The following is a 19,124-nucleotide window of genomic DNA, read 5'->3' as shown; positions in this document are numbered from 1 at the left end:
ATCGATGACGGGTACTGTAGCGTAGCGGTTTCGAGAAGTTTAACGCTAATCAGATATGAAACATCGCCAAACGGACACACAATCGTCCGAAATCCAGGCCTTGCACGCCTTGCGCAGCCTGCCGCGTCCGGTCTATGGGCACATCGACGGTTTGCCCAACCGCGCCATCGGCCAGCGTCATCGCCATCCGTGGGCGCAGCTGTCGTATGCCGCGCGCGGCGTGGTCGAGGTCATCACGGACACCGCCCGCTACATGGCGCCGCCGCTGCACGCGATCTGGATTCCGGCGGGTGTGGCGCACGCCGTCCACCGTTTCGAAGGAACGGAAATACGCAGCCTGTACGTCAGGCCGGAGGCATTGATGGGCGGTGGCGCAGGATGCCGGGTGGTGGAGGTCACGCCCTTGTTGCGGGAACTGATCCGCACCTTCAGCGGCTACCCGGTCGAGTATGACGAGGAAGGCGAGCATGGGCGGCTGGTCGGCGTGCTGCTCGATCAGCTGGGCAGTGCGCCGGAAGCCGATCTTGCCGTGCCCTGGCCCAGCGATGCCAGGCTGCGCAAGATCTGCCGCGAGCTCGAGGCGCATCCGGAAAACGACAAGCGGCTGTCGGACCATGCGCAGCGCTTCGGCGTGTCCGAAAAGACCCTGAGCCGCCTGTTCGTTCAACAGACCGGCCTGACCTTCCGGGCCTGGCGCCAGCGCCTGCGCATCCTGGTCGCCTTGCCGATGCTCGAGCGCGGCGATCGCGTCACGGACGTCGCGATCGCTTGCGGTTACGACAGCATGTCGGCCTTCATTGCCGCGTTCCGCCTGTTCACCGGGGTCACGCCCGGCGAAGCTTTCCCCTGAGGGGAATCAGTCCTGGCGCAGGCGGCGCTTGCGCACCGCCGCCGCCAGCCCTTCCAGCACGCCGACGCTGGTGTCCCAGTCGATGCAGCCGTCGGTGACCGACTGGCCATAGGTCAGCTCCTGGCCCGGCACCAGGTCCTGGCGCCCGCCCACCAGGTGGGATTCGATCATCACGCCGACGATGCGGTCGTCGCCGTTTGCCAGCTGGCTGGCGATGTCGGCGCACACCGGCACCTGGTTCTGCGGATTCTTGCTCGAGTTCGCGTGCGAAGCGTCGATCATCAGGCGGCTGGCCAGACCATTGGCGGCCAGCTGGCGGCAGGCTTCCTCGACGCTGGCGGCGTCGTAGTTCGGGGTCTTGCCGCCGCGCAGGATGATGTGGCAATCCTCGTTGCCCGCGGTCGAGACGATCGCCGAGTGGCCGCCCTTGGTCACCGAGAGGAAATGGTGCGGCTGCGAGGCGGCCTTGATGGCGTCGGCCGCGATCTTGATGTTGCCGTCGGTCCCGTTCTTGAAACCGACCGGGCAGGACAGGCCGGAAGCCAGTTCGCGGTGCACCTGCGACTCGGTGGTGCGGGCGCCGATCGCGCCCCAGCTCACCAGATCGGCGATGTACTGCGGGCTGATCACGTCGAGGAATTCGGTGCCGGCCGGCAGGCCCAGCTCGTTGATGTCGCGCAGCAGCTCGCGCGCCATGCGCAGGCCGTCGTTGATGCGGAAGCTGTTGTCCATGTAGGGGTCGTTGATCATCCCCTTCCAGCCGACGGTGGTGCGCGGCTTTTCGAAGTACACGCGCATCACGACCTCGAGCTCGCCCTTGAAGCGTTCGCGCTGCTCGGCCAGGCGGCGCGCGTACTCCATCGCGGCCTTCGGATCATGGATCGAGCATGGGCCGACCACCACTATCAGGCGGTCGTCCTGGCCGTGCAGGATGCGGTGCAGCGCAATCCGCGCCGAGGCGGCGGTCTGCTCGGCGGCCGGCGTCACCGGAAACTCGCGGATCAGGTGCGACGGCGGCGTCAGTTCCTTCATTTCGCGGATGCGTAGATCGTCGGTGCGGGGCATTGCGTTTCTCCATGTTGAAAAAGAAAAACCGCCATTGCTGGCGGTTTTTCTGGAATTTTGCGTCGGACTTCGTTCTGCTGTCGCGTGAACCTGCCGCTACTCCACCGCCGTCGGGCTGGAATGGCTAAACCAAAAATAAAAGGTAAAGAAGGCAGTATGGCGCATGGCGTTGTCCGGGATGGTCCGACTGACTATAGCAACAATATATGAGCATTGGCAAGCTCTTTATCCGCTGCGTGTAAAGCTCTTTTGAGTCGATCAGTTGCGGGAAGAAGACAGTCTATCGCCGCATGCCTGACACCCTTGAGAGATGTCAGAGGATTCTTCTTGTCTGCTGCAAAAGTCCCGACATACCCCCGCCAACTTGCGCCTTATGCAAGCTGGACAGGATTCTCTCAATGCCACCTGGAGTCTGGACATGACTGAAACCCCGATTTCCCGCACCATCCGGCGCCTGTTCGCCAGTGGCGCCGGCCTGGCCTTGCTGTCGCTGCCGGCACTGTCCCTGACGACGCCGGCAGCGCTGGCCCAGGAAGCCGCGCCCAAGCCGATCCAGCGCGTCACCATCACCGGCTCGAACATCCGCCGTTCCGAGGCCGAGACCGCATCCTCCGTCATCACCGTCAACCGCGCCGACATCGAGCGCTCCGGCAAGAACACGGTGGCCGAGCTGCTGCAGACCCTGGCGGTCGACAACCAGGGCTCGGTGCCGACCAGTTTCGGCAACGGCTTCGCAGCCGGCGCCTCCGGCATCTCGCTGCGCGGCCTGGGCGCGGCCTCGACCCTGGTGCTGATGAACGGCCGCCGCATGGCGCCCTACGGCCTGGCGGACGACGGCCAGAAGCAGTTTTCCGACCTGAACATCATCCCGACCGATGCCGTCGAGCGCATCGAGGTGCTGAAGGACGGCGCCTCCGCCATCTACGGTTCCGACGCCATCGCCGGCGTGGTCAACGTCATCCTGCGCAAGGACTACCAGGGCAACACAGTGCGCTTCTCGCGCGCGACCACCGAGGACTGGGACGGCAAGCAGACCAACGTCGCCTTCACCAAGGGTATCGGCAACCTCGACACCGACCGCTACAACTTCCTGTTCAGCCTCGAGTACAAGAAGTTCGACGAGATCTGGTACCGCGACCGCGCCGACCGCGACTGGATCGGCCGGGTCGACCTGCGGCCCTGGGGCTATTCCTCGAACCAGGCGCTGGGCGGCACCGGCGCCATCATTCCCGGCAGCGGCACCGCAGGCAGCGCCATCAACGGCAACGTGCGCCCGGTCGGCTCGACCGGCGACTTCGTCAACCGCGGCACCCTGATCCCGGGGGCGGCCTGCACCAACTTCACCAGCCACCCGCAGGGCGATCCCGGCGGCGGCTGCCTGATCGACGCCACCCAGCTCTACAACCAGCTGATTCCGAAGCAGGAAAACCTGAGCTTCTTCGCGCGCGGCACCTGGCAGTTCACGCCCGAAATCGAGCTCTACAGCGAGCTCAACTACTACACCAGCCAGACCAGCACCTCGAGCACACCTTCGGGCGTCAACGGTTCGGTCGGCTATCCGGGCGGTCCGGTCAACAACAGTGTCGTCCGGCTCGGTCCGGGCCACCCGGACAATCCCTTCGCCGGCACGCCCGCCACCCTGCGCTACCTGGCGGCCGACGTCGGCCCGCGCACCGCCCGTCTCGACGGCAATTTCATCCGCTGGATCGGCGGCGCCAAGGGCAGCAACTACGGCTGGGACTGGGATGCGGCGATTCTGTTCTCGCACAACCACGTGAACAACAACCAGCGGGGCTACCTGCAGCGCGACGTCGCCTTCGCGCTGCTCGACCCGAGCCCGGCGAATATCGCCGCCGCCCTCGCCAACAGCCCGGCCTATGCTGCGCTGCCGCTGGGCACGGTGTGGCGCATCGGCGAGAACGCCGGCCTGAATTCGCCGGCCCTGTACGCGGCGCTGTCGCCGACCATCGGCAACCGCGCGAATACCAAGATGGTGCAGGGCGACGTCAAGGCGACGCGCGAATTCGGCGGCATCCCTCTGCTGGCCGGCAACCTGGGCCTGGCGGTCGGCGCCGAGTGGCGCCATGAAGCGACCGAACTGCAGCCCACCAGCGGCACCGAACGCGGCAACATCATCGGCCTGGGCTATTCGGCCTACGAGGGCGCGCGCAACGTGTTCGCGCTGTACGGCGAGGCGCTGGCGCCCCTGCCCTACAACGTCGAGGCATCGCTGGCCCTGCGCTGGGACCACTTTACCGACGTCGGCAATTCCTATACGCCGAAGGCCGGCCTGAAGTGGACGCCGGTGCGCCAGTTCGCCCTGCGCGGCACCTTCGCGCGCGGCTTCCGCGCGCCGAGCTTCGCCGAGAACGGCCGCGGCGGCCTGGCCGCCTACTCGACCGCGGCCGACCCGGTCCGCTGCGGCCTGGGCATCGTCAGTGCCTGCAACCCGGCCTCGGTGGCGGTCATCACCTCGCCGAATCCGGCGCTGTCGCCGGAACGCTCGCGCAACTACTCGCTGGGCGTGATCTGGGATCCGCTGCCGCGCACCAGCATTTCGGTCGACTACTGGAAGATCAAGCGCAAGAACGAGATCAACCAGGAACAGGTCCCGGCCGCCATCGTCGCCGGCAGCGTGACGCGCGACCCGACCAACGTCAGCGCCACGCCGGGCGACCCGGGGCCGATCACCGGGGTGCTGACGCGCTACGTCAACTCGAACCAGACCAAGGTGCGCGGCGTGGACGTCGATGCGCGCTACGGCCTCAAGCTGCCGGACAACTACGGCCTGGCCACCGTCGACCTCAAGTACACCCACATGTTCGAGTGGCTGCGTACCGAGCAGGACGGCACCGCGACCGAGTTCGCCGGCACCCACGGCAACTGCGACGTGACCAACTGCACGGGCACGCCGGACAACAAGCTGAACCTGCGCTTCGGCTGGGAACGCAACGACTGGCGGGTCTCGCTCAACGCCAACTACCGCGGCAAGATCGAGAACACCCTGTTCCGTGGCGATGCCTGCGCGGTGACCTTCGACAACGGCGCGAATGCCCCGAACAGCCGCTGCGAACTGCCTTCGTTCACCAGCTGGGACCTGGTGGCACGCTGGAAGCCGCTGCCGGCCTGGGAGGTCTTCGGTTCGATCCAGAACCTGTTCGACAAGGTTGCGCCGCTCGATCCGCTGACCTATGGCGCCCAGTCGTACAACCCGCTGGACTTCGAAGGTGCGCGCGGACGGCTGTTCACGCTGGGGGCTCGCTACACGTTCCAGTGACCCAAAAACGTCGTCCCCGCGAAGGCGGGGACGACGGTTAATTGCGGGGACGACGTGGCTTAAGCAGTACCACCCACCGTCACGCCATCGATACGCAGGGTCGGCTGGCCGACGCCCACCGGCACGCTCTGACCTTCCTTGCCGCACACGCCCACGCCCGAATCCAGGCGCATGTCGTTGCCGATCATCGAGATGCGGTTCATCACGTCCGGGCCGTTGCCGATCAGGGTCGCGCCCTTCACCGGATAGGTCACCTTGCCGTCCTCGATCATGTAGGCTTCGCTGGCCGAGAACACGAACTTGCCGTTGGTGATGTCGACCTGGCCGCCGCCGAAGTTGACCGCGTAGATGCCGTTCTTCACGGACTCCAGGATCTCGCGCGGGTCCTTGTCGCCGGCCAGCATGTAGGTGTTGGTCATGCGCGGCATCGGCAGGTGGGCGAAGGATTCGCGGCGCGCGTTGCCGGTGATCGGCATCTTCATCAGGCGCGCGTTCATCGTGTCCTGGATATAGCCCTTCAGGATGCCGTCCTCGATCAGCGTGGTGCACTGGGTCGGGTTGCCTTCGTCGTCCATGTTGAGCGAACCGCGGCGGTCCTGCAGGGTGCCGTCGTCGACCACGGTCACGCCCTTGGCGGCGACGCGCTGGCCGATCATGCCCGAATACGAGGACGAGCCCTTGCGGTTGAAGTCGCCTTCCAGGCCATGGCCGACCGCCTCGTGCAGCAGCACGCCAGGCCAGCCCGGGCCGAGCACGACGGTCATCGGACCGGCCGGGGCCGGACGCGCTTCGAGGTTGACCAGGGCCGCCTGCACGGCTTCGTCCGCGTACTTGTCGAGCAGCTCGTCGCTGAAATAGCTGTAGTCGTAGCGTCCGCCGCCGCCGGAGGAGCCGACTTCGCGGCGGCCGTCCTGCTCGGCGATGACGGTCACCGACACGCGCACCAGCGGGCGGATATCGGCCGCCAGCACGCCGTCGCTGCGCACCACCAGCACCACGTCGTATTCGCCGGCCAGACCGGCCATCACCTGCACCACGCGCGGGTCCTTGGCGCGCGCGATCTTTTCGACGCGCTCCAGCAGCTTGACCTTGGCGGTGGCGTCGAGCGAGTTCAGCGGATCGTGCGGCAGGTAGAGCGAGCGGCCGCCGCTCTGCTGGATGCCGGTCGCGACCTTGACGCGGCCGCTGCCGGCGCGCGCGATGGTACGGGTGGCGGCGGCGGCGTCGAGCAGCGCGGCCTGCGAGATCTCATCGGAATAAGAGAAGGCGGTCTTGTCGCCGGACACGGCGCGCACGCCGACGCCCTGGTCGATCGAGAAGCTGCCGCTCTTGACGATGCCTTCTTCCAGGCTCCAGCCTTCGCTCTTGGTGAACTGGAAATACAGGTCGGCGTAGTCGACCTTGTGCGTGAACATCGTTCCGAGCGTCGTGATGAGCTTGCCTTCGTCGAGCCCGAACGGCGTCAGCAGCACGTCGCGCGCGACCGCGAGGGAGGAAAGATTCGGTTCGAATGGCTTCATGTTCAGGTCTTTCTGATAGGGATAAGGCATTTTGCCATATCGGGCGGATGTTCGCGTCGGCCGTGCCGGCGTGGGCACGGGGTGCCCATCCTACGAGCAACGGCTTCATGTAGGGTGGGCACCCAGTGCCCACGTACGAAGCTACAACTTACGGTGCTTCAGCGCAGGCAAACTCTGCCGCACCTGCGCGAGGAAATCGGTATCGATCTCGCCGACGACCACCCCCTCGCCCTCAGCCACCTGCCCCACGACCTCGCCCCAGGGATCGATCAGCATGCTGTGGCCAAAGGTGCGGCGGCCGTTCCGGTGGGTGCCGCCCTGGGCCGACGCCAGCACATAGCACTGGTTCTCGATCGCGCGGGCGCGCAGCAGCACTTCCCAGTGCGCCATGCCGGTCGTGTGGGTGAAGGCGGCCGGCACCACGATCAGCGCGCATTCGCCCATCGCCCGGTAGAGCTCCGGAAAACGCAGGTCGTAGCAGACCGACAGGCCGACCCGGCCGAACGGCGCCTCGAAGCTGCCGACGGCGGCGCCCGGCACGATGGTACGCGCTTCGTCGTAGGATTCTTCGCCTTTGGTGAAGCCGAACAGGTGGATCTTGTCGTAGCGGCTGACCGCCTGCCCTTGCGGGTCGTAGACCAGGGTCGTGTTCAGCACGCGGCCGGCATCGCCGGAGGCCAGCGGCAGGGTGCCGCCGATCAGCCAGAAGCCGTGCTCACGCGCCTGCGCCGCCATGAATTCCTGGATGACGCCCTGGCCGGGCTGCTCGGCATGCGCGACTTTATCCGTATCAAGCATGCCCATGATCGGCCAGTATTCCGGCAGCGTGACCAGTTTGGCGCCCTTGGCTGCCGCTTCGGCCAGCAGGCGGCGCGCGGTGGCCAGGTTGTCGTCCACGTTTGGCGAGGACACCATCTGCACTGCTGCGACTGTCGTCTTGCTCATCATTGCCCTTTCTTCTTTGCAGGCTGCGGGGCCGGCGGTGCATTGGCCGCCGGTGCGCCCGCCGCAGCCGCCGCCGCGGCATTCGCCGCCTGGCTGTCCAGCTTGATCACGTTCGGCGACTTCCACGGCCCGGTCACCTGCATGTGGTAGGTCAGCGCCTTCATCACCGGCGCCCGCAGGAACAGCTGGGCCAGGTAGCTGCCGAGGCCGATGACGGGGTTGACCGCCAGCGCATACACCAGCGGTCCGGTGCCCAAGTTAAATTCCGGAATCACCACCACGTGCAGGTTGGTCGATTCGTTGGCGATGTCGGCGGTGCCATCCATTAGCACCGTGGCCGCCACCCCGTGCATTTTAAGATTATCGGTGTGCACCACCCCGCGCGAGATCATGGCGTTGGCGGTGATGCCGTCGAAGGCCAGGCCCTCCGAGAACACGTCGTGGAAGTCGAGTTTCAGCATGCGCGGCAGCATCTGCAGGCTCAGCACGCCCAGCAGCTTGGCCGCGCCCGGGTCCTTCTTGAGGAACTGGCCGTCCTCGACGTTCATCTGCACCTGGCCGGACAGGCTCGGGATGTCGAGCGAGTACGGCAGGCCGGACCAGGAGACGTCGCCCGACAGCGAGCCCTTGCCGCGGCGCAGGGTACCGGGGAAGCCGAGGCGGTCCAGCAGGCGGCCGGCGTCGCTGATGTCGAGGTTGAAGTTGAGCGCGGTATTGCTCTTGCCGTCGCGGGTCAGCCAGCGGCCATTGGCCTTCAGCTGGCCGTCCGGATTGGTGATGGCGAGGCGGTCGATGCGCCATTCGCGCCCGGCCAGCGCCTGGGCATTGCTGGCGATGAGTTCCAGACGCCCGAACTGCTTGTCGAACAGCTCGAAGCGCTCGGCGACGATATCCAGGCCCGGGATGCCGGCGCCGGGGTCCTTGCCGGCTTCGAGCAGGTCCTTGACCTCGGCGGCCGAGGATTCCGGGATGTCCAGCGAAGCCAGGCGCGCCGTGACCTTGCCCATGCCCTGTCCGTTCTGGGATTCGTTCCAGGTCACCCAGCCGGTGATCTGGCGCGAGTCGACGCTGGCCTGCCACACGCCCGGCTGGTGCGACACGCCCAGCACCACCTCGTGCAGCGAGCGTTCGCCGATCGTCAGCTCGGCGGCACGCGCGCCGATCAGGTCCGGTACCACGTACTGCGCCACGCCGCCGCCCTGCCCCGCGTCCGCCGTGGCCGCCGCAGCCGGGCTAGCCGCCTCCGACGGGCCGGCGATGCTGGACGCCGCCGCCAGCCACTGGTCGACGTTCACCGATTTCATGTTCACGTTGATCATCATGCCGCTGTCCGGCTCCGGCGCCGGCACGTTCACGCCGATGCCGCCGCGCTTGACGATCCAGGGTCCGTGCGGCTGGCGCTCGCGCATATAGCGCGCCGCCATCGTGCTGCCGAGGCCGATGCGGATCTCGTCGTGGGCCACGCCGTTCTCTCCAGTCGGCTGGCCGGTCAGAGTAAAGTGCAGCGGCAGCACCTCGGCGGCGGCCTTGTTGAGCGGCGCCGGCAGTTCGACGCCAAGGCCGGCCAGGGTCGAGTCGAGCACGATCTGGGTCTGGTGCTCGCGCACCGTCACCGAACCGCCGAAGCGTGCCCCGCCCGACAGCTTGCCGGCCAGGCGCTGCAGGGCCGGCAGCGAGCTGGTGGCGCGCATGCCCTCGGCGGTGGCGGTGCCGGCCATGCGGATCACGATGGCGCCGTCGCGCTGGGTGCCGCCCGACAGTTGCAGCGGACCGCCCAGGAAGCTGGCGCCGATGCCGTTCAGGTTCACGCCGTGCTCGCTGAATTCGACCTTGCCGAGCGCAGCCTGGATCGGCGGCAGTTCGGGGAACAGCGTGATGTCATTGCTCTGCAATTGCAGCGCGCCCTGGACCTTGGTCTCGTGCAGGTTCGCCAGCGGCAGGTGCAGCTTCAGGCCCAGGCGCGCGTTGCCGGTGGCCCTGGTGTCTTCGGTGAAGTGGCCGATCCATTCCAGCACCGGGCTGGTGGCCACATAGCGCAGGAATTCCTGCAGCTGGCCGCTAGCGGCGCCGTCGATATCGAGCATCGATTCGTGCGCGCCCAGCTGCGGGATCACGGCGTGCACATTGTTCAGGCTCAGGCCCATGGTGCGCGCGTTGTCGGCATGGATCTCCATGCGCGCGCGGTCGAACAGGATGCTGCCGTTGATGTTTTCCAGCAGCGGCCACAGCGGCGCCTTGGTCTCCGGCACGCGGTGTCCGGGCGCGTATTCGAGCTTGCCGTTGTCGATGCGGCCGCTGACGCGGAATTCGCCGCGCGCCCGTTCCGCCGGCGTGTCGCCATGGAAGGGGAAGTGCGCGAGTTCGCCGCGCAGGCGCAGGCGCGCATCGCGCAGGGTGCCGCCCTGCAGCGCGCCGGTCAGCCAGTCGCGCAAGCCTTCATGGGTTGCCAGCGGCAGCCAGCGCCCGATGGTCGCGATATCGAAGCCGTCGATGGTGCCGGTGAAATCAGCGTTGCCCGCGCTGTGCTGGCCGTCCTTGTCCGGGCCCAGCGGCAGCAGGTGGCGCCCCGACAGCGTGCCCTTCAGCTTCCCCTGGCTGAAATCGAAGCCGTCGACCTCGACCAGCAACTGCTCGTCCTGCGGATAAGACCAGCGCGCACGCAGGCCCAGCTGGTCGAAGGCCAGGTCGGGATCGGCAAACCAGGCCGGCAGCGCCAGCGCCAGGCGTTCCGAGGCGATGTTCAGGCTGCCGCCGCGATCGCTGGCATCGACGCTGCCGCTCAGGTTGCGCACGCCCGGCAGCGCCGGCCAGGCCGGCTGGGCGGGGGTATTCCCCTCGGCCGGCTGGGCGGCGCGCGCCGCCAGCGGGTTGATGCCGAATCCTTCGACCTGGCCGCGCACGCGCCAGGCCGCCAGCTTCGGGAAATGCCCTTCCCATTCGAGGTCGGCGTCCTGCAGGCGGCCATGCGGGGCCAGCGCGGCCAGCAGTTCGCGGTGCTGTGGTGCCAGCGGCATCTGCGCGGCCAGCGTGGCCAGCGCACCGAGGTCGAGCTTGTCGGCATGGACTTCGAAGCGCTCCGGCTTGCCGCGCGCGGCCGGGCGCCAGGTCTCGCTCAGCGTGGCGGGCGGCAGCACCGCGCCGTCGCGCGTCACGACCGAGAAGTTCTCGACGCCGATGGTGTGGCCGAGCGCGCCGAAGGTTGGTTTGCCGTCCTGGCTGCCCGGCTTGATTTCTTCGCGCGCCGACAGGCGGCCCGACACCCGCGCCAATGCCAGCGGCGGCGCGTCCGCGGCCAGGCGGGCGCTGACGCCGGCCAGGCCGAGGTCGGCGGTGAAGCTGGCCAGGCGCGCCTGGTCGAAGCCGAGCCAGGCACGCACGGAACCGCGGCCGGCCTCGAGCTTGAAAGGATAGGCGATGTACTGCTTCCAGCGGGCCAGGTCGGTGTTGCGCAGGTCCGCATACAGTTCGCCTTTCCAGCGGCTGGGATCGGAAGCGCGGGCGCCGAAGGCGGGATGGCTGAAGCGCGCGCGCACGTCGAGCGGATCGGACAAGCCGGCCGGCGGCGTGGCCTGCAGGGCGAAGCGGTGCGTGGTCCAGCGGTTCTGCAGCACCATGGTGACCTGGCTCAGGTCCAGCACCGGGGCCGCGCGCAATTCATCGGTCCAGGACAGGCGTCCTTCGCGGATCACGATCTCGCGCTGGCGCAGCAGCCAGTCGGCGCCGGCGCCGCTGGGTTCTTCCTTGCGGTTCGGATCGATGCGCACCCCGGCCACCCAGAACACGCCGTCCGCGGTGCGCCGCACGTCGAGTTCGGGGCGGTTGATCTCGAGGCTGTCGAAGCGCGGCTCGGCGGCCAGCACCGACCACCAGGACAGCGTGGCCGACACCGAGGGCAGCAGCAGCAACTGGCGTCCCTGGGGGTCGCGCAGGCGCACATCGCCCAGGTAGAGGTTGGGATGCAGCCCGCGCCAGGAGGCGTACACGCGGGCGATCGTGACCTGGTTGCCGAGCGCGCGGCTGGCGGCGCGTTCGATGTCCGGCTTGTACAGGTCGATGTTCGGCAGGACCGCCCAGCGCAGCGCCAGGAACAGGACCATGAAGGTGAAATAGGCGAGCAGCACGGCCTTGACCGTGAAGCCGAGCACATGATGCGAAGCCAGGTTGGCATAGCGGTAGGCCGCCTGCAGGCGGTGCCAGCGCTCGGACAGCGGCAGGTGCCCGTGCGCAGCGGATGCGGTCGTGTCCGCGTGGGCGGACGCAGCCTGCGTGGCCTCAGCCGCGTGCCGGTCCTCCTCCCCTCGTTCGGCCTGCTGTTCCGGGTTGTGCATCAGGGTGCTCAAATAAAGGCGTCGCCGTAATTCATTTATAAATATGATGTTAGCAAGTGAAGCGCTTGCAAGGCTTGCGGCGTCTACCTTACCATCACGCTGACCCAGGGCAGCATGGCGGGCAATTTTACCGCATAGCACGCCTCCCGGAACGCATAAAAACTCGTCTGGAACCGCCCATGAATTCTGCCGCAAGCGCCTCCCGCTTTCTCCAACGCTGGCTCGGCGCCGATCCGGCCCGTGCCGGACGCCTTGCAGCCATGGCAGAATTATCGCTGTCCTCCATCGATTTCGGCGCGGCACTGGAAGCCGAAGCCGCCGCGCTTCCGAATGGGGCCAGGCTGCCGATGGAGCGCGCCATGCGCCGGCTGCGCAATCTTTTGATCTGCGCCATTATCGAGCGCGACCTCAGCGGCCGCGCCGACCTCGACGAAGTCGTCACCGCGATGAGCCGCTTCGCCGACTTCGCCGTGCAATCGCACCTGGCCGAGCTGATGGCCGAGATGACGGCCATCCACGGCGTCCCGATTGGGGCCGAGTCCGGCCGGCCGCAACAGATGATGGTGCTGGCGATGGGCAAGCACGGCGGCGGCGAACTCAATGTATCGTCCGACATCGACCTGATCTTCGTCTACCCGGAGGACGGCGACACCCAGGCCGGGCCCGGCCAGCGCGCGCTGTCGAACCACGAATTCTTCGTGCGCCTCGGAAAAAAACTGATCGCGGCGCTGTCGGAAATCACCCAGGACGGTTTCACCTTCCGGGTCGACATGGCCTTGCGTCCGAACGGCAAGTCCGGCCCGCTGGCGGCCAGCCTGAACATGGTCGAGGACTACCTGATCGTCCAGGGCCGCGAGTGGGAACGCTATGCCTGGGTCAAGGCCCGCGCCGTCACCGGCGATCCTGAAGACATCGCGGCCCTGGATGCGATCGTGCGGCCCTTCGTGTTCCGGCGCTACCTCGATTTCGGCGTGATCGACGCGATCCGCACCATGCACGCCCAGATCCGCGCCGAGGTCAACCGCCAGGAGCGCCTGCATCCGGAACGCAGCCACAACGTCAAGCTGGGGCGCGGCGGCATCCGCGAGATCGAGTTCCTGGCCCAGGTGTTCCAGCTGATCCGCGGCGGGCGCGACCCGGCCCTGCGCGAGCGCTCGACCCGCAAGACGCTGCGCCTGCTGGCCGAGCGCGAGCTGCTCCCAAGCGACACGGTCGAGCGCCTGCTCGATGCCTATACCTTCCTGCGCAACCTCGAACACCGCCTGCAATACATCGAGGACGCGCAGACCCACACCCTGCCCGTCTCGCCCGAGGACCGGCTGGCGGTGGCGCGCATGATGGGTCTGCCGGACGAGGCCACGCTGCTGGCCCGGCTGGACGAGCAGCGCGTGTTCGTGGCCGTCCAGTTCGACGCCATCTTCGCCGACAAGGCCGCCGACAAGGGCGAGCAGGCCGAGCCGGCCGCCGCATTCGGCCCCTCTGTGAGCGACCCCGAAAACAGCGGTGCGATCGCCCAGCAGTTGGCCGGCCTCGGCTTCGACAAACCGATCGATGCCGCCGCGCGCCTGGCCGCCACCTGGCAGGCGCCACGCCTGCAGACCCTGCCCGAAGCCAGCCGCAACAAACTGGCGGCGCTGGTCAACACCGCCCTGCCGCAGATCGCCACGGTGGTGCGTGAAGCCGGCCTGGGCAGCCATGCCGCCACCCTCGGCCGCCTGCTCGACTTCTTCGAGGCGATCGCGCGCCGCTCAGCCTACCTGTCGCTGCTGACCGAGTACCCGCACACGCTGGAGCGCGTGATCCGCATGATCAACGCCAGCGGCTGGGCCGCGACTTTCCTGACCCAGCACCCGATCCTGCTCGACGAACTGCTGGACGACCGCGGCAATGCCGCCACCGAGGACCTGCCCTTGCTGGCCGCAACCCTGGCCGGCCACCTCGACGCCGCCGCCGGCGACACCGAGCGCCAGCTCGACATCCTGCGCGAAGCCCACCACGCCCAGATGTTCCGCCTGCTGGCACTGGACCTGGCCGGCGAGTTCTCGGTCGAGCGCCTGGCCGACCATTTGTCGGCGCTGGCCGACCTGATCGTGCACGAAGTCGTGCAGCGCGCCTGGCTGACCATCCCCAAACGCCACCGCGAGGTGCCGCGCTTTGCCGTGATCGCCTACGGCAAGCTGGGCGGCAAGGAGCTGGGCTATGTGTCCGATCTCGACGTGATCTTCCTGTACGACGACGACGACCAAGACGCGCCGGGCAACTATGCCAAATTGGCCCAGCGCTTCATCACCTGGATGACGACCCATACGCCGGCCGGCATCCTGTTCGACATCGACACCGCCCTGCGCCCCGACGGCGCCAGCGGCATGCTGGTGTCCACGGTCGGCGCCTTCGAGCGCTACCAGCGCAGCTCGGCCTGGATCTGGGAACACCAGGCCCTGACCCGGGCCCGCTTCTGCGCCGGGGACGCCGCCATCGGCGCGCGCTTCGAAGCGATCCGCGAAGAAGTGCTGCGCCAGGACCGCAGCGGGCGCGAGCGCGAACTGCGCGAAGAAGTCGTGAAAATGCGCAAGCGCATGCACGACGCCCACCCCAGCCTGAGCGAGCGCTTCGACCTGAAGCACAACGATGGCGGCATGATCGACATCGAATTCATCGTCCAGTACCTGGTCTTGCGCCACTCCTATCAGCATCCCCAGCTCACGGCCAACAAGGGCAATATCGCCCTGTTGCGCATGTGCGGCGAGCTCGGCCTGATCGACCCGGCGCTGGCGCAAGGCGCAGCCGACGCCTACCGCCTGATGCGCAAGCTGCAGCACCAGGTGCGCCTGCAGGGCCAGGACAATGCCCGCGTCGACCCGGCCCTGGTGGCCTCGCATGCCGAACGGGTCGTGCGTCTGTGGCACGCCTGTTTCGGCTGATTCCTTCCTGTTCGCTCCCCTTCCGCAACCGGTCATGCACCTTGCATGACCGCGTCCAGGCGCCTGATAATCGTTGCGCAAAAGTGACGATTCGTTAATTAATTGTGTTCCTAGGCTCCATTTCTCCGGTGCCAGCTTTGCAAAGCCTTAGGCCGATGACACACTGCACAGGCTTGTTTTCGGCTTTTTGGAAACAATTCTCAGCTGTAAGTTTTGATGAGAATCAGTCGATTTCACAAATTCAGCGATCTTCACAAGAGAACGCTCGTATTTACGCAAAATAGCAACAAAAGTATTTATGCTGCGGAAATGATTGACAGTCTGGTATTCCAAATGATTTTATTGCTACTTTGGAATATATGTACTTCTGACATTGTTTCAAATAAGTCGCAACAGCGACGGCATCTTTCACAGTGGGCTCGATCAGCCTGCCGTGCCCTAACCCTAGGAGTTTTGCAAACATGATGGAAAAAGTCTTATCCCGGTCGATCCGCCTGATCTGCCTGGGTGGCGTTGCCCTTGGTGTGCAATCGGCTTATGCCCAGGATGCGCAGCCACAACAAAATGCGCCAGCTCGTGTTGAAGTCACCGGCTCGCGCATCCGCCAGGTCGACCTGGAAACTGCGCAGCCGATCCAGGTCATTACCCAGGAACAGATTCAGAAAAGCGGCCTGGTTACTGTCGGCGACATTCTGAACCAGCTGTCTTCGGCCGGTTCGCCGGACTTCAGCAGGGGCGGCGCGCTGACCTCGAACCGTGAGAGCGGCGGCCAGTACATCAACCTGCGCAACCTGGGCTCGAACCGCCTGCTGGTGCTGGTGGATGGCAAGCGCTGGACCCAGACCGTGGACGGCTACACCGACATGTCGACCATCCCGTCGTCGATGATCGAACGCATGGACGTGCTGAAGGACGGCGCCTCCTCGATCTACGGCTCGGACGCGATCGCCGGCGTGGTCAACATCATCCTGAAGAAACGCCTGGAAGGTGCACAGCTGAGCCTGTACACCGGCGCCAACGACAAGGGCGACGGCCGCAGCAAGGACTTCTCGCTGAGCTATGGCGCGAACAGCGAAAAGGCTTCGCTGATGTTCGGTATCTCGCACACCGAGCAGGGCGTGGTCTGGGCAAGCAAGCGTGACGTCACCCGCTTCCCGCAAGGCCCGAATCACCCGAACGCCGGTTACGGCGCCGGCCCGTTCGCCGAAGTCTGGTCGCTGAACGACACCTTCGACTACACCATCAACCACACCGGTGACCAGTTCAACCCGGGCGTCGGCGCCGACCCGCGCAACCCGGCGAACTACCACAACTGGTCGAACAGCATCCTGGCGGACAAGTTCAACTCCACCGGGCAGATGATGTTCCAGATCCCGAACAAACTGGACACCATCTTCACCAAGGGCACCATCGAACTGCCGTACGACATGACCCTGTCGAGCACGGTCATGTACTCGCAGCGCAAGTCGTCGGCCCAGGTTGCCGGCTACCCGCTGAACAGCTATACCCAGTCCAGCTTCCCGGTCTTCATCAGCAAGGACAGCTACTGGAACCCGTTCGGTGAAGACCTGGCCTTCTCCCGCCGCACCGTCGAAGTGCCGCGCGTGACCGACAACGAAAACCGCACCTTCCATGCCGACATCACCCTGGCCGGCAACTTCGAACTGCGCGGCCTGGCCTGGAACTGGGATATCGGCTACAACCACAGCGCGCTGCGCGGCTCGACCCTGGGCACCGGCAACCTGAACCTGCCGAACCTGCAGCGCGCCCTCGGCCCGTCGTTCATGAACGCCTCGGGCGTGGTCCAGTGCGGCACCGCGGATAATCCGATCTCGCTGGCCGAGTGCCAGCCGTGGAACATCATCAGCGGCCCGTCGGCGTCGAACCCCGACATCTTGAAGTACGTGATGGCGACCGGGCAGACCACCTACGGCAGCACCATCGACAGCGCCACCGCCAACATCGGCGGCGAGCTGCTGCAGCTGCCGGCGGGCGCACTGGGCGTCGCGGCCGGCCTGGAACACCGCAGCGTCAAGGGTTACGACCTGCCGGACCAGTTCGCGCAATCGGGCTACTCGACCGACCTGGCCGGCAACCCGACCCGCGGCAAGTACAGCGTGCGCGAAGCCTATGCCGAGGTGAACATCCCGGTGCTGAAGGGCGTGCCGCTGGCTGAACTGCTGAGCTTCGACCTGGCCACCCGCTACTCGGACTACAGCAACTTCGGCAACACCACCAACAGCAAGGCCAGCTTCATGTGGAAGCCGACCAAGGACATCCTGACCCGCGGTACCTATGCCCAGGGCTTCCGCGCCCCGACGCTGGGTGACACCTTCGGCGGCGGCCAGCAGTCCTTCGACTACTACATGGACCCGTGCGACAGCGCATTCGGCCAGCGCGGCACCGCCGGCGTGGAAGCACGCTGCGTGGCGGCAGGCGCCCTGCCGGGCTTCCGTCAGCTGGACCAGACCAAGACCCCGGTCGGCGACTCGTCGGGCGGCCAGAGCCCGGTGCCGTTCATGTCGGGCGCAGGCAATGCCTCGCTGCAGCCTGAAAAAGCCAAGACCAAGACCATCGGCGTCGTGTGGAGCCCGTCCTTCCTGCCTGGCTTCTCGGGCTCGCTGGACTGGTTCAACATCAAGGTCGACAACCTGATCTCGGGCATCAGCGCCACCGACACGGCGGAGAACTGCTACGTGAAGGGTATCCAGTCGTTCTGCGACGCCATCAAGCGTGATCCGGCTACCGGCCAGATCATCGCCCTGGCGCACGGCAACGCCAACCTCGGCGCGATCGAAACCGAGGGCCTGGACCTGTCGCTGGGTTACCGTCTGCCGCGTACCGCCTACGGCCAGTTCAGCGTCCGTTCGGATACCAGCTACGTCAGCAAGTTCCGTGAGCAGGCCGACGTCGGCGCCGAGTGGGAAGACTACGCCGGCCAGTACTACTACCACCGTGTGAAGTCGAACCTGTCGCTCGACTGGACCATGGGTAACTGGGCAGCCACCTGGACCGCCCACTACTTCAGCCCGGTCAAGGATCGCTGCTACACCAAGACCGACACCTGCTCGGATCCGAACGGCATCGCAACCTGGGGCACCGGCTACAACAAGCTGGGCGCCATGGTCTACCACGACGTGAGCGCTTCCTACAAGTTCCCGTGGAAGGGCCAGCTGCTGGTGGGCGCGAACAACTTCTTCGACAAGAAGCCGCGCTTCACCATCTCCGGCAAGGCTTCGTCGTCGTACGTCGACGCCGACCTGCCGATCGACCGCTTCATCTACGTCCGCTACAACCAGGCGTTCTAATTAATATTAGTTAGATCGTCAGTAGCCTCGATGCCCGCCGGGTTCGCCCGGCGGGCATTTTCCATTGCGGGTATCATTCGGGGATTCCTCCATATAAAAGAACCATGGTCATCAAACTCAAGAACGACAAGGACATCGCCAAGATGCGCGTCGCCGGCCGCCTGGCCGCCGAGGTGCTGGAGATGATTTCCGAACACGTGCAGCCCGGCGTCTCCACCGAGGAGCTCGACCGCCGCTGCAACGAATACATCCGCAAGGTCCAGAAGGCAACGCCGGCCAACGTCGGCTACCACGGCTTCCCCAAAACCTTGTGCACCTCGGTCAACGGCGTGGTCTGCCACGGCATCCCGAGCGAGAAGGAAGTCCTGAAGGACGGCGACATCATCAACATCGACGTCACCGTGATCAAGGACGGCTGGCACGGCGACACCAGCCGCATGTACTTCGCCGGCACGCCCTCGCCCGAAGCGAAACGCCTGGTCGACATCACCTTCGACGCCATGATGGCAGGCATCCGCGTGGTCAAGCCGGGCGCGCGCCTGGGCGACGTCGGGCACGCGATCCAGACCCTGGCCGAAAAGGCCGGCTATTCGGTGGTGCGCGAGTATTGCGGCCACGGCATCGGCCGCGTCTACCACGAAGACCCGCAGGTGCTGCACTACGGCCGCCCGAACACCGGCCTGCTGCTGAAGGAAGGCATGACCTTCACCGTCGAGCCGATGCTGAACGCGGGCGAGGCCGACGTCGAACAGCTGGACGACGGCTGGACCGTGGTCACGGCCGACAACTCGCTGTCGGCGCAATGGGAACACATGATCGCCGTGACCAGGGATGGTTTCGAGATCCTGACGCCCTGGCCGAAGAAGTAAGCGAAGAGCAGGCGCGTCGCGCCCACGTAGACGAAAAAAAA

At 66.2% G+C, this 19,124-nt stretch carries 9 protein-coding genes; 5 read left to right on the top strand and 4 right to left on the bottom strand.

Annotated features, from left to right (window positions below):
• The first annotated feature begins 55 nt into the window (after window positions 1–55).
• Complete coding sequence (locus NX782_RS22785; protein ID WP_258847781.1) at window positions 56–850, top strand: AraC family transcriptional regulator; 795 nt, start codon at window positions 56–58, stop codon at window positions 848–850.
• Between the two features lie 6 nt (window positions 851–856).
• On the opposite strand, the gene aroG is transcribed toward NX782_RS22785, so the two are convergent.
• Complete coding sequence (gene aroG, locus NX782_RS22780; RefSeq protein WP_258847780.1) at window positions 857–1,915, bottom strand: 3-deoxy-7-phosphoheptulonate synthase AroG; 1,059 nt, start codon at window positions 1,913–1,915, stop codon at window positions 857–859.
• Window positions 1,916–2,333: 418 nt separating this feature from the next.
• On the opposite strand from aroG, the gene NX782_RS22775 reads away from it, so the two are divergent.
• Window positions 2,334–5,192 carry a TonB-dependent receptor gene (locus NX782_RS22775; RefSeq protein ID WP_258847779.1) on the top strand — a complete coding sequence of 953 codons (2,859 nt, stop codon included), beginning with the start codon at window positions 2,334–2,336 and terminating at the stop codon, window positions 5,190–5,192.
• Between the two features lie 59 nt (window positions 5,193–5,251).
• Here NX782_RS22775 and tldD read toward each other — a convergent pair whose 3' ends face one another.
• The 3 genes from tldD to NX782_RS22760 all read right to left on the bottom strand — a co-directional run bounded on the left by tldD (window position 5,252) and on the right by NX782_RS22760 (window position 11,985).
• On the bottom strand, window positions 5,252–6,712 hold the full coding sequence (tldD, locus tag NX782_RS22770; protein ID WP_258847778.1) for a metalloprotease TldD: 1,461 nt from the start codon (window positions 6,710–6,712) through the stop codon (window positions 5,252–5,254).
• Between the two features lie 141 nt (window positions 6,713–6,853).
• On the bottom strand, window positions 6,854–7,657 hold the full coding sequence (locus NX782_RS22765; protein WP_370661827.1) for a carbon-nitrogen hydrolase family protein: 804 nt from the start codon (window positions 7,655–7,657) through the stop codon (window positions 6,854–6,856).
• Entirely contained in the window at window positions 7,657–11,985 is a 4,329-nt protein-coding gene (locus NX782_RS22760) for a YhdP family protein (RefSeq protein ID WP_258847776.1), read from the bottom strand. Before NX782_RS22760 ends, NX782_RS22765 begins: the two co-directional genes overlap by 1 nt.
• Before the next feature lie 179 nt (window positions 11,986–12,164).
• On the opposite strand from NX782_RS22760, the gene glnE reads away from it, so the two are divergent.
• The 3 genes from glnE to map all read left to right on the top strand — a co-directional run bounded on the left by glnE (window position 12,165) and on the right by map (window position 19,083).
• Window positions 12,165–14,906: a bifunctional [glutamate--ammonia ligase]-adenylyl-L-tyrosine phosphorylase/[glutamate--ammonia-ligase] adenylyltransferase gene (gene glnE / locus NX782_RS22755; protein WP_370661826.1), complete on the top strand. Its 2,742-nt coding sequence runs from the start codon at window positions 12,165–12,167 to the stop codon at window positions 14,904–14,906.
• Between the two features lie 461 nt (window positions 14,907–15,367).
• The gene (locus tag NX782_RS22750) at window positions 15,368–18,214 is read left to right on the top strand and encodes a TonB-dependent receptor plug domain-containing protein (RefSeq protein WP_258847775.1); all 2,847 of its coding nucleotides are present in this window, start codon (window positions 15,368–15,370) and stop codon (window positions 18,212–18,214) included.
• Window positions 18,215–18,318: 104 nt separating this feature from the next.
• Window positions 18,319–19,083: a type I methionyl aminopeptidase gene (gene map / locus NX782_RS22745; RefSeq protein ID WP_258847774.1), complete on the top strand. Its 765-nt coding sequence runs from the start codon at window positions 18,319–18,321 to the stop codon at window positions 19,081–19,083.
• Window positions 19,084–19,124 lie beyond the last annotated feature (41 nt).

Source organism: Massilia norwichensis (assembly GCF_024753245.1).
Lineage (GTDB): Bacteria > Pseudomonadota > Gammaproteobacteria > Burkholderiales > Burkholderiaceae_D > Telluria > Telluria norwichensis.
This window is presented reverse-complemented; position numbering and strand designations above follow the sequence as displayed.

Excerpts from the sequence above, each read along its gene's own strand:
- NX782_RS22750 (WP_258847775.1), top strand. The coding sequence starts at position 15,368 with ATGATGGAAAAAGTCTTATCCCGGTCGATCCGCCTGATCTGCCTGGGT.
- NX782_RS22760 (WP_258847776.1), bottom strand. The coding sequence starts at position 11,985 with ATGCACAACCCGGAACAGCAGGCCGAACGAGGGGAGGAGGACCGGCAC.
- NX782_RS22785 (WP_258847781.1), top strand. The coding sequence starts at position 56 with ATGAAACATCGCCAAACGGACACACAATCGTCCGAAATCCAGGCCTTG.
- aroG (WP_258847780.1), bottom strand. The coding sequence starts at position 1,915 with ATGCCCCGCACCGACGATCTACGCATCCGCGAAATGAAGGAACTGACG.
- map (WP_258847774.1), top strand. The coding sequence starts at position 18,319 with ATGGTCATCAAACTCAAGAACGACAAGGACATCGCCAAGATGCGCGTC.
- NX782_RS22775 (WP_258847779.1), top strand. The coding sequence starts at position 2,334 with ATGACTGAAACCCCGATTTCCCGCACCATCCGGCGCCTGTTCGCCAGT.
- NX782_RS22765 (WP_370661827.1), bottom strand. The coding sequence starts at position 7,657 with ATGAGCAAGACGACAGTCGCAGCAGTGCAGATGGTGTCCTCGCCAAAC.
- glnE (WP_370661826.1), top strand. The coding sequence starts at position 12,165 with ATGAATTCTGCCGCAAGCGCCTCCCGCTTTCTCCAACGCTGGCTCGGC.
- tldD (WP_258847778.1), bottom strand. The coding sequence starts at position 6,712 with ATGAAGCCATTCGAACCGAATCTTTCCTCCCTCGCGGTCGCGCGCGAC.